Genomic DNA, 10883 nt, shown 5'->3' with positions numbered 1-10883 from the left:
CGAAGGAAGCTCCGGATTCTCGTGTCTCGTGAAGGAGTCCTTCGCCGGTGCGATAAGAACCTCGGCGAAGACCTTGAACGCGCCGTCCGGGCACAGCCGCGCCTCCAGGCTGCCGCCGACCGCACGCACGCGGCGAGGTTTCCCAGCCTGCTGCCGCCGTGCGGGATCGGTTGGTCAGAATGCGGCAGCACGCCGTTGTTCGTGATGGTCAGACGCACCCGGCCCGCCGAGTGCGTCACGTCGATGGAGCGCCATCAGGACGCCGACCTCGTCGTCGTGTTCCTCCACATGGCCTCCACCACCCACGGAGGCGACGTGAAGGGAGTGATCTTTCACAGCAACCGTGGCAGCGAGCACGCCTCCCGCCGCTTCCATCGCGCCTGCCGGCGCCTGGGCGTGACCCAGTCCATGGGCCGAGTCGGATCATGCATCGACAACGCCGTCAGCGAGGCGTTCAACAGCGTGCTCAAGGTCGAGTACGTCCACCGGCACACCTTCGCATCCGCACCGAGGCGCGTCTGAGGATCGGGACCTGGATCAGCGGCTTCTACAAGGCCATCCAACTACACAGTGTGTGCGGACACCAGAGTCCGATCGACTACGAACACGACCACCGAGCCAACCCTGCCTTGAGGCTGGCCGCATAGAAGATCTCCGCAGTTCGAGGGAATTGACAAGTTCGGGTTTCTCTCGACTCATAAGATCACGAAGGCTCTTTCGGGAATTCCGGTGCGCTGCCAGGGGAGTGCACCGAAGCCCCGACACGGGTGCCCGACCGCTCGTGGCCGACCAGGTAAAAAATATCCACTATCTCATATGTGACCGATATACTTGCCGCGTGACTCAACAGATCGGATTGCGGGAACACAAGAAGCTTCGGACCAGGCAGACCCTGCTTCACACAGCGCTGGAACTTTTCACTCAACGGGGATTTGACAATGTCACGGTTGCAGAGATTGCGGCAGCCGCCGAAGTGTCCACGATGACGGTGTTCAACTACTTTCCGACCAAGGAAGACTTGATAACGGCGCCGATGGAACAGCACGTCGGAGACCTTGCGTCTATCGTGAGCGTGCGATCCGAAGGGGAGTCCGCAGTGGCTGCCCTGCGCCGCTTCTTCCTAGACGGGTTGGCCGACCGCGATCCGGTCACTGGCCTGAACGACGACGAAGAAGTTCTCACCCTGCAGCGACTGTTGCAAGCCACGCCGTCGCTCACCCAACGCGTCTATGCCTTCGGTATGCGTGGACGAGAGCTGCTCGCCGAGGCACTGACTGATCCTTCATGCACGGACGGACCTGAGGGGCACGCGGCGCGTATCGCCGCTGGCCAAATAGTAGGTGTCCGGGAAATTCTGGTCATGGAGAACCAGCAACTCCTTCTGGGCGGGGCGACTGCCGACGCCGCGTATGCGGACGCGGTGGCTCGCGCCGAACATGCCTTTGACCTTCTCGAATCCGGTCTACGCGACTTCGGCATCCGCCGCGCCTGAAGTGTCGATCCCCTCTGAGTGTGACGGGTTTCGTTAAGCAGCTTGGGGCTGTTGTTCTGTGACGATGTGCCTGTTCTCGTAGTCGATGGGTGACAGCCAGTCGCAGGCGGAGTGTCGGCGATGGGGGGCGTACCAGTCGGTGATCCAGGTGGCGAGGTAGAGCTTGCCCTCGCCGGTTTCGACCTCGGTCATGTCCGCACCACCCGACGTCCGGAGCATCTGCGGTGAAGTTCTGCTTGACCAGGTCCGGGCGACCGGGCGCTTGCCCTGCCGGGTCAAGGACCGGCGGCGGCGCTTCGTGGGCGACCAGGCTGAGCTCGGCCATCAGTTTGGCGATGATGTTCTTCGACACCCGCCAGCCCTTTGTCGCCAGTTCGATGTGGACGCGCGGGGATCCGTAGGTGCCGCCGGAGCGGGCGAAATCTTCACGGACGGCTGCCACGAGCTCGGCCTGGTGCTCATCACGCGCGGCGGGCGGACGGTTCAACCACTTGTAGAACCAGGACTGCGAGACTTCAAGAGCCCAGCACGAGACGGCGTGCGGCTCGTGGAGGCTGCTCCTCTGGTCGGCCATGAAGTCTGCAACTGTCGCTTCGTCGCCTCCTTGGCCCACAGGACCACCGATCGCTTGAGCACATCACGCTCCGTCCGCAGCTCGTGGTTCTCCTTGCGCAACCGCGCGAGTTCGGCCCGCTCATCCTGGTCCAAGCTGGCCCGCAACGCCTCCTTCTCCCGGGAGGCCCATGTGGCCAACGTGCCCTCGTCGATGCCCAGGTCCCTCGTTTACTTTCCCTCGCAGCGTGGAGAAATCCGCTATACGGAAGTTCTCTCACAGGGATACGCAAGAAGTGCGACGCGGAGTTGCGGTCGACGCGGTCCGGATCGTCCCCAGCCATCGGATCGTGAGAGGGTCAGCATTTCGGCCCTCGTCGCGACCCTCCGGTCGCGACGTCTGAAGCCGGAGCGTTCGGCCTCGTGGCGCGCTGGCCAAAGATCGCAGCGACACTTCAGTGGGACGCCGCAGCACGCACTCGTACTGCACGACGTCAGCGGCTCTTCACCCTCGTAGGGAGGGTGAAGAAGCAGCAGTACCCGCCTGAGTTCAGGACGGACGCGGTTGGGGCTGTACCTGTCGCGGCCCGGGGCGACGATCAAGTCGGGCGCCGCCGATTCGGGGTCAAGCTCCCTCCAAGGGAAGCTGATTACCTGGCTGACCTCCGAAGTGTGGAACGGTCGGGCCGCAGCCTTGGATTGGCCCTCGTGTCCGAAGTCGGAGATTCAGTCGTGAGAGTGGGGAGCCTGCAAGCGTTCGACGATGCGCTTCAGCACTCTGACGACTGCCTCGCGCGCGCTTGTCGCCTTGAAGCTGTACGGACCGGCGTATTCGGCACCGCTCAGGTCCCTTTCGAGAGACCCGGCCCGAGCGAGGATTCCCAGGAAGAACTCCTGGGCGTGGTCGCTGTTCGAGGCGTTGTCTTTGACAGTGCTCTCAATGTGGTTCTCGATCGGGACCACCTTTGGCCCCGTTGCCGTCCCGCGATCGTCTGCAAAATTTTGCAGATTTGAAGCTGGGGCGAGTGCTCGCGGTTGCTGCTGGACGCTGGCGGTGGGAAGCGCGGCGCGCTGCTTGGAGTCGGGGCTCGTCTTCAGCGGAAGCTCACCGGCGCTCATGAGTTGCCGCGCGGTCTCTATGAACTGTTCCTCCTCGGCGTCCTTGCCCGCGGCCTTCAGGACAGCCTTCACGATCTTGGTGGTGATAGCGGCCGTGAGCCGTATCCCTTCCTTGTCTGCACGGTCCCCTAATTGCTGGTACATGTCGGCTGCGACGTCGAGTCCATACCGGGCGGCGATCGGCAATAAAGCGCGAGTGTGCGACGCGATAGGAGGTTTGCCCAACGCCGTGTTGAGATGTTCCGTCAGGGCCCATTCCTCGATCATCTGGTAGGCAGCGCGCACGCTGATCTCCCAGCGCTCCTGGACGTACTCCTCGAAGGTGTCGTGGGTCTTGCGGTAAAGCCGGCGGTCACGGATGGATTGCAGCGCCTTGCCGGCAAGCCAAAAGGCAGTGCCCAGATTCTCAACAACACGCTCGCACGCCCCAAGTTGATCGATCTCATCGTGAGTGAGGTCTCCCGATGCTGAGACTGTTACCGGGATGGGGATCACGTCGGAGGTGACGACAAGGTCAGCTGGACGCCCGGAGCCGTGATGCGAGGCGGGCTGACTACCGGTCGCGAGGGTCTGTCGCTGTGCGCGTCGGGCGCGCAGGGCGGCGGCGTCGTCGCTATTGCTCATTCCTGGTCTCCCGCCTTGGGCAGGAGGCCGCGGTCGATCATCTCGGTGACCAACTCGTCATAGGCAGATCCACGCGCGGTGACCGGTTTCAGAACCGACCGCGCGTACATCGTCCGGTGGGGGATGGTGGTGGTGAAGACGTTCCACCCGTCCTCTTCGAGATACTTCCGCCACTGCCGGGTCGCCTTGGCACGAGCGACCGTTCGGTTGAGCAGTACCCATGTAGGAGGCGGAGTGCCCTCCGGGCGGAGTACCGCGACATCGTCGATCAGTTCGCGCATCGGGAGGCGTTCGATGCGGTCGATGCCCGCCGCCGTCGGAGCGGTGTTGAGGATGGCGAGGTCGGCGACGCGCAAGACGCTCTTCACGATGCTGCCGTGATCCTCGGCGTGACCGCAGTCGACGACACCGATCTGGTCAGGGGCCATCATCGGGGGAACGTTCTTGTAGAACATCGGTGTGGCTTGCTGTTGGATCGGGAAAGGGAAGCCGTCGGCCCGGTCGTCCCACTCCGCCAACTGCCGGCTGTAGTCGGCCTCGAAGGCGATGACCGGGAACCCGCGCTCATGGAGAGCGTGTGCATACCACCCGACAGAGGTGGTCTTTCCGGCGGTACGCGGACTGATGTGACCGTGGATTTTGGCCACGATATTGCTCCTACGGATTTGTGCACTGGTCTGGACGACTGAACAGGTGCGGGTCTGAGGTGGAATGGGCGAACCCCCGGAGTCCGGAGCCGTGCTGGCTTCGTGGACGAGAGCTAGGGCGAGGGGCCCGGCGTACGGGAAGGAGGCCGGTGACGCAGCCGCTTCGCCGCCCCGGCCTCGCGGGGAAGCCGGTAGACCGTGCTGTCCGAGCAGCCGTACTCGATAGCGAGGACGGACACCTTCTCGCCCTCGTCGTAACGGGACATAAGTTCGACCATGGGCTGTTGGCGAGCCGCCGATTGGCGAGCTGCCGATTGCTGGAGTTGACGGGTCTCACGTGGGGAGCGCATGACGGTTCCCGCTTCGATGAGCAGGCGACGCACCGTGCGTGCGGAGCGCCCGCATTCGGCAGCCAGAGCGTCGACCTTCAGCCCACTCTCGTAGCGAATGCGCAGCAAGGCGGCGAGACGACGTCGAGCTTCAACTTGCCCGACATCCGAGCGGAGTTGCCGGGTCTCGCTCGGGGTTCGCATGGTGGTGCCGGCTGCTCGCAATCGGCTCACCACGGTGCCGTGGGACAGCCCCGTGCGCTCCTGCAGCTCGCTCACCGTCGCGCCGGCGTCGTAGTAAGTACGGAGATCCAGCGCCTGCCTTTTACGCGCTTCGGCACTGAGACGAGGTGGCTTGGTTCTCATGCGGCGGCATTCCCTTCAAAAACGGCTGCGGCGTGTGCAGCGACCAGCTCGTCATGGGAGCGCCGGTCGGCAGGGGTGATGAGGATGAGCCGGCCGTCGGTCGCGACCCTCCATTCGGGGTCGATGCGGCCGGTTGTCGGGTCGAGGACTGCTCCACCGGGCCCCCGCCACTCGGCCGGGATCTCCTCGGCACGTGGTGCGGGCACCAGGACGTACTGACCGCCACGCACGACGACCGTGGCCTTGCTGCGGTGTTCGGCGAGCTGCTCCAGCGCTGCCCGATAGGCTGTGCGCTCAGAGGCGTGGAGTGCCTTGCGGTGCGCTGCGATGCCCGTGGTGCCGTAGCGATGGGAGATGTCGTTCCAGCCCTGCGATGGCACAACCTCGGTAACAGCTTCCCCGGAGGGCTGCCCGATCCCGAAGCCTTCCAGCGCGTGAGGAGCCAATGCCCAGACCTGGTCGGTTCGCAATACGAGCCCGTTGGCCGCGAGACGGTGCAAAGTCCGGTACGCGGTCGCCCGTGACACGGAGGCCGTGGCGGCGAGTTCGGTGACGGTCTGGTCAGGGCGTGCATGCAGTGCACCGATGACCATCAGGGCGGAACTACCGAGCCCGTGATGAGCGAAGGCATCGTGGGCCATGAGACGGCTGATGACAGTCGAGTCGACGTCGGCCGTCGCCGATGTCTCATCGTTGGACCACTCCCCAAGGGTTCGGTCGGGGGGCACTGAGTGGTACGGATGCGAGACAACGAGGTGGTAGGACGAGCGGGGCCATCGCCGAGGTACCAGGTGGAGCCCTCCGTACAGTGGCCGACGCTCAGTCGCCGAAGCCATCCGCTCGGCTTGAGGACTGCCTCGTACACGCATCGCAGGGTCTGCCGAGAGACCCCCGCCTCCTCTGCAGTCTGCCGTTCGCTGGCGGCGTGTTGACGGCCGCCGGCTTTCTCAGCGAAGTTCAAGTGCGCCCGGAGTATCCGCAGAGCGGTGTGAAGTCGTCTACCGATCCACGGGGTGGTCTCTATGCGGCTGCGCAGTGCGGCGAGATCTTCGTGCGCGTGCTGTCGGGATTCCACTGCCGCGGTGCTGCTGATCGTCGCGCAGGCATTGGCCCAGACGCGATGGACGTAGTCGTGCGCTCGGGCCTGCCCGGAGCGCAGCGCGATCGTCTGGACGAGCTGGCCACCTTCGTGGTCGGGGTGCATCAGCAGACGCATCAGCTGATCGACCGTGCCGCCGAGACGCGCGACGTGGCAGGCAATGGCCGCGGTGATCCGGTGGCCGTGATCGGCCACGCCCTGCCGGTCCTGGCGCTGGACAAGGGTTCGGCGGTCGGGGCCGAGCTTGCTGTAGCTGCCGGACGCGTATCGGCCGGTCAGATCTCCGTGGAGGACCAGGTCGGCAGCAGCCGTGGGGAGTTGATGAAGTCCCAGGGGTGTGAGCTGAGTGGCTGTGGCTGCCTCTGGTTGGGTTTTTGCTGGAGTAGAAGCTTTGTCTGGGCAGTGCGTAAAGGGGGAGCTGTGTGGCATCCTGACGTCGTCTCGCAAGGACGTGGACGTCACCGTGGCCCGCTACAACCAGCGGTGGTGTCCGGAACCGACCTCCAATCGGTGCCAGCGAAGCCTCCAGGATTGCCGTCCTGGAGGCTTTCGTATGCCTGGCTCCTGTTGGAGGCAGGCGTCCCCATCCTCACTCGGCCGAGGGCAAACCGGAGTGCTGCCGGAGGGCTCCCTCTGATTCGTGCCGACCGACCTGGGCGGGACTCGGAGACAGAAAACAGAGGGGATGCCTCTGACTGCCTCCGAGCGGCCCGGGTCGAATCGGGGTCGAATCAGAGCGATTACCTCCGACTGCCTTCGATCGCCTCTGCAACCCGTCCTAGCAGGTCACAGCCGTTTCGACTCCCATAGGCGCTGGTCAGAGAGGTGAGGCGGAAGAACCCGGCGTATAGGCCGACTCGTCCGCTTTTCCCGCCCTGACCAGCGAAGACGCCCCGGTCGGGGCCTTTGTGCACCCTGCCGCGCTGCCCTCCCTGACCTGCGGTTTCCCGCGAGTTCCCGCGCGAATGTGCACTGGTTGTGCACTGGGGTGTGTACGCGCGCCAGGCCCGACAGGGGTACGTCCGCAGGGGATCGCTGGCGCAGCGGTGTGGCCAAGACCGATGTGGAACACGGACCCGGCGCGATGCCGCACCCGACCGGAGGCGAGCACGTCCGTCGTGAGCACGTGAGCAACGGAGGCCGCGACGCAGAACCTGTCACAAGGGGCCGCAGGTTCGAGCCCCCTGGGCAAGTGTCCTGGTCGGACCAGATACGCGCTCGGATGCGCGGAAGCGCCACAGGCATTTGCCGTCTCTACCGCTGGACCCCCGAAGGCCGTCTCGCCGCCCGGCGGAACCCGGACGGCACCGAGGAAGCCTGGACACATGACGGCGAAGGCAATTGCAGTAGCTACACCGACCCCCTGGGTCAGGTCACCACGTTCGAGTACGGTCACTTCGAACAGCTGACGGCGCGCACCGACCCCGACGGAACACGGCACGAGTTCCTCCACGACACCGAACTCCGGCTGCAGAAGGTCACCAACCCGCAGGGCCTCACCTGGTGCTACACATACGACGCAGCCGGCCGCCTGGTCTCCGAGACCGACTTCGACAAACGCGTCCTCACCTACACCTACGATGGCGCCGGCCAGCTCGCCACCCGTACGAACGCACTTGGCGAGACGATCGCCTTCACACGTGATGCCGCCGGCCGTATCACCGAGAAGAACGCGGCCGGGTACCTCACCAGCTATCACCACGACGCAGCCGGCAACCTCCTGCAGGCCGTCGGCCCCGACGCGACCGTCACGCTCGTGCGTGACGCCTTGGGCCGGGTTACCGCGGAAACCGTCAACGGCCGCACGATCAGCACAACCTACGACGCCCTCGGCCGACAGACCAGCCGAACCACTCCGGCCGGCCATACGACCACCTACAGCTATGACGCGGCCGGCAACCGTACCGTCCTCAACTCCGCCGGCCGCGTCCTGACCAGCATCCACGACGCCGCGGGCCGCGAAACCACCCGCTCCTTCGGTGACACTTTTACGCTGGCCAACGTCTGGGATCCCACCGGCCGCCTCAGCGCCCAGACCCTGACCAGCGCCATAAGCCCTTCGCGTCCGCTCCAGCAACGCGGCTACACCTACCGGGACGACGGCAACCTCACCGCTCTCCACGACCAACTCAGCGGGATCACCCGCGCGTTCACTCTCGATCCCCTGGGCCGCGTCACCGCGGTTCAGGCGGGCGATTGGACCGAGTCCTACGCCTATGACGAGGCCGGCAACCAAACCCACGCCGAATGGCCTGACGGACACCCTGGCTCGGCTGCCTGCGGGGAACGCACCTACACCGGTACCCGCGTCACCCGTGCCGGAAGGATCCGCTACGAACACGATGCGCTCGGCCGCACCACCCTCCGCCAAAAGGTCCGGCTTTCCCGCTCATCCGAAAGCTGGCACTACACCTGGGATACCGAGGACCGCCTCACCGGCGTCACCACCCCGGACGGGACGCAGTGGCGGTACCGCTATGACCCGCTCGGGCGCCGGATCGCCAAGGAGAGGCTAGGGCCGGACAACCGGACAGTGGCTGAGCGAACGGACTTCACCTGGGACGGTACCGTCCTTGCCGAACAGGTCAGCTACGCTCCGGCAGCCACTGAGGCCATCGCGCTCACCTGGGACCACTTCGGATGGGCACCGGTCGCACAGACCGAACGCAAACTGGTAGCAGCACGATGTCCAGAGGCCGGGACGGAGACCGGCGGCGGTGCCGGTCCCGTCCCTGACGCGGCGTCCGGTACCGTCCCCGGCTGCTGGCCATCCGACCTGTCCCAAGCGCCCCAGTCCGTGATCGACGAGCGTTTCTTCCTCATCGCCACCGACCTCGCAGGCACTCCCACCGAACTCGTCTCCGAAACCGGCGAGATCGCCTGGCGCACCCGCACCACCCTCTGGGGCACCCTCACCTGGAACCGCACCGCCACCGCGTACACACCGCTGCGGTTCCCAGGGCAGTATTTCGACGACGAAACGGCCCTCCATTACAACTACTTCCGGCACTACGATCCGGAGACCGGGCGATACCTGTCGGCCGATCCACTGGGACTGGAGCCAGCAGACAATCCTGTCGCGTATGTTTCCAACCCGCTCATGTGGATCGACCCACAGGGGCTCTCTCCCTATCCGAACAAGAAGGCGGAGGACAAGCCCGCCCCGACGGTTAGGATGAGGCACTACACGAACTCCCGTGGAAAACAAGGAATCCTTGACAGTGGCGTCATCAGAGCAAGCGACCAGAACAAGGTCTTCATGGTTCCCGCCAAGGGGAAACTGATGAGTCCGCGCGACGCCGAAGCGAAACTCGGAATCGGCCGCGGTCGAGGGAACAACGTCGTTGAGTTCGACGCGCCCGCGGATCGCGTCTCGTCCAGGTATAATTCAAAATTTGGCTTTACGGAATGGGTCGCCGACGGGGACCTGGAAGTCACGAACATTCGGGTGGCCCGATGAACACGCCAAGCGGAAACCTGCCACTGCCGGTCGACGACGCAGCGTTGGCCTTCCAAGACCTCGAAGAATTCGTGGTGTCCCTCGACCGCATCCTGTCCCGGATCGGGGCAGGCGCGGACCCCGTGATCCTGGTCGACTACCTCGCCGAGCGCAGGGTCCCAGCCAGACTTGCCCATTTGCGAGGGCTTTTCGGCGACCTGCTCGAATCGGCCATCGGCGCTGAAGCGGTGGAGGAAATGGCGGAGGAAGGATTCGTGTACTCCGACGATGCGGGTCACGACAGACACCACCGCCGCCAGGACTGACCGCCCACCATGTCGCGGTGAACCTCAGCGCTGCGCACAAATCACCTGCCTAAGAAGTCGTCTCAACTGGTGCGTCTGCGGTAGCAGATGAGGGTGCAGGCGATGGCGGTGAAGGCGAGGAAGTGTTCGGCCTTGCGCTCGTAGCGGCGGTGCAGGCGGCGGCAGGTCTCGGCGTACGACGTACGCCACGTCGATGCCCGCTTGGCGCGGAGTGCCGCGTCCGCCAGCGGGTTGGGCGTGCGGGCCTCCGGCAGCTCCCACTTGTCGTTCATGTCGGCCATGGGCAACAGCACCGGAGTGTGTGGCCGCCTGCTTCCGGAGCCGTTCCACCAGGCCCTCCGTGTACGGCACGTCCAGGAGCATCCCGCGACGCTCCATGGCCGGGCAGATGCTCATGAGCTGGTGCTCGTACCCCACCAGAGTGTCCGGGATGCCGTGACGGACCAGCTCACGTTCCAGGTGGGGGCGTAGACGGGCGGCCAAAAGCACGTCCAGGCCGGCGTAGCGCTGGTAGACCTCGTCTTGGTAGGGGACCTGAGCCCAGCCGGTTTCCTTGTCCTGCCGGCTATCGGAGAGGTGGGCCAGGATCTTGGTGTCCCGTACGCGCGGCGCGACGGCCTCCAGCGACGCGACGCCGTGCCGGTCCAGGACCAACAGGTTGTAGGCGGCGTTGTGGATCACCAGCTCCGGGCCCCGGGCCACCACCGTGCGGGCCAGCTCCGTGAAGGCGGGCCCGCGTTCGACGGCGACGACGAACGCGGTATCTGACGAACGCGGTATCTGGGGTGCCGTATTGGACGGTGCGGAGTCGGTGACGGGGGTTGAAGGTGTCCAGGCCGCCGGTCTCGGTGTCCAGTGCCAGCGATCGCGGCTGGTGTGTGGTCAGCCAG

Annotated in this window: 9 protein-coding genes and 3 pseudogenes; 5 read left to right on the top strand and 7 right to left on the bottom strand. The window is 65.2% G+C overall.

The window, feature by feature from the left end:
* The first annotated feature begins 21 nt into the window (after positions 1 to 21).
* Positions 22 to 522 (top strand): DDE-type integrase/transposase/recombinase, encoded by a 501-nt coding sequence (locus tag K2224_RS27130; RefSeq protein ID WP_221909200.1) that lies wholly within the window; start codon positions 22 to 24, stop codon positions 520 to 522.
* Positions 523 to 838: 316 nt separating this feature from the next.
* The gene (locus tag K2224_RS27125; RefSeq protein ID WP_221909199.1) at positions 839 to 1492 is read left to right on the top strand and encodes a TetR/AcrR family transcriptional regulator; all 654 of its coding nucleotides are present in this window, start codon (positions 839 to 841) and stop codon (positions 1490 to 1492) included.
* A 33-nt stretch (positions 1493 to 1525) separates the two neighbouring features.
* On the opposite strand, the gene K2224_RS27120 is transcribed toward K2224_RS27125, so the two are convergent.
* The 6 genes and pseudogenes from K2224_RS27120 to K2224_RS40840 all read right to left on the bottom strand — a co-directional run bounded on the left by K2224_RS27120 (position 1526) and on the right by K2224_RS40840 (position 5770).
* A complete protein-coding gene (locus K2224_RS27120; RefSeq protein ID WP_221909198.1) occupies positions 1526 to 1684 on the bottom strand; it encodes a hypothetical protein in 159 nt (52 codons plus the stop codon).
* A 121-nt stretch (positions 1685 to 1805) separates the two neighbouring features.
* Positions 1806 to 2066, bottom strand: a pseudogene (locus tag K2224_RS41740) (IS3 family transposase); the annotation flags it as partial.
* A 704-nt stretch (positions 2067 to 2770) separates the two neighbouring features.
* Positions 2771 to 3787, bottom strand: a complete 1017-nt coding sequence (locus tag K2224_RS27110; protein ID WP_221909197.1) for a hypothetical protein — start codon at positions 3785 to 3787, stop codon at positions 2771 to 2773.
* Complete coding sequence (locus tag K2224_RS27105; RefSeq protein ID WP_221909196.1) at positions 3784 to 4434, bottom strand: plasmid partition protein; 651 nt, start codon at positions 4432 to 4434, stop codon at positions 3784 to 3786. The genes K2224_RS27110 and K2224_RS27105 overlap by 4 nt, the downstream gene beginning before the upstream one ends.
* A 113-nt stretch (positions 4435 to 4547) precedes the next feature.
* Positions 4548 to 5129: a helix-turn-helix domain-containing protein gene (locus K2224_RS27100; protein WP_221909195.1), complete on the bottom strand. Its 582-nt coding sequence runs from the start codon at positions 5127 to 5129 to the stop codon at positions 4548 to 4550.
* Positions 5126 to 5770 (bottom strand): MarR family transcriptional regulator, encoded by a 645-nt coding sequence (locus K2224_RS40840; protein ID WP_260693362.1) that lies wholly within the window; start codon positions 5768 to 5770, stop codon positions 5126 to 5128. The genes K2224_RS27100 and K2224_RS40840 overlap by 4 nt, the downstream gene beginning before the upstream one ends.
* 1719 nt (positions 5771 to 7489) lie before the next feature.
* Here K2224_RS40840 and K2224_RS27090 point away from each other — a divergent pair.
* The 3 genes and pseudogenes from K2224_RS27090 to K2224_RS27085 all read left to right on the top strand — a co-directional run.
* A pseudogene (locus K2224_RS27090) lies at positions 7490 to 9359 on the top strand (RHS repeat-associated core domain-containing protein); the annotation flags it as partial.
* Between the two features lie 44 nt (positions 9360 to 9403).
* Positions 9404 to 9688: an HYD1 signature containing ADP-ribosyltransferase family protein gene (locus K2224_RS41735; protein ID WP_399020145.1), complete on the top strand. Its 285-nt coding sequence runs from the start codon at positions 9404 to 9406 to the stop codon at positions 9686 to 9688.
* On the top strand, positions 9685 to 9993 hold the full coding sequence (locus K2224_RS27085; RefSeq protein ID WP_221909194.1) for a hypothetical protein: 309 nt from the start codon (positions 9685 to 9687) through the stop codon (positions 9991 to 9993). Before K2224_RS41735 ends, K2224_RS27085 begins: the two co-directional genes overlap by 4 nt.
* A 62-nt stretch (positions 9994 to 10055) precedes the next feature.
* Here the strand turns inward: K2224_RS27085 and K2224_RS27080 are convergent.
* Positions 10056 to 10172 (bottom strand): annotated as a pseudogene (locus K2224_RS27080) (IS5/IS1182 family transposase); the annotation flags it as partial.
* Between the last annotated feature and the right edge of the window lie 711 nt (positions 10173 to 10883).

It is taken from the genome of Streptomyces sp. BHT-5-2, from assembly GCF_019774615.1.
Taxonomy (GTDB): Bacteria; Actinomycetota; Actinomycetes; order Streptomycetales; family Streptomycetaceae; genus Streptomyces.
This window is presented reverse-complemented; position numbering and strand designations above follow the sequence as displayed.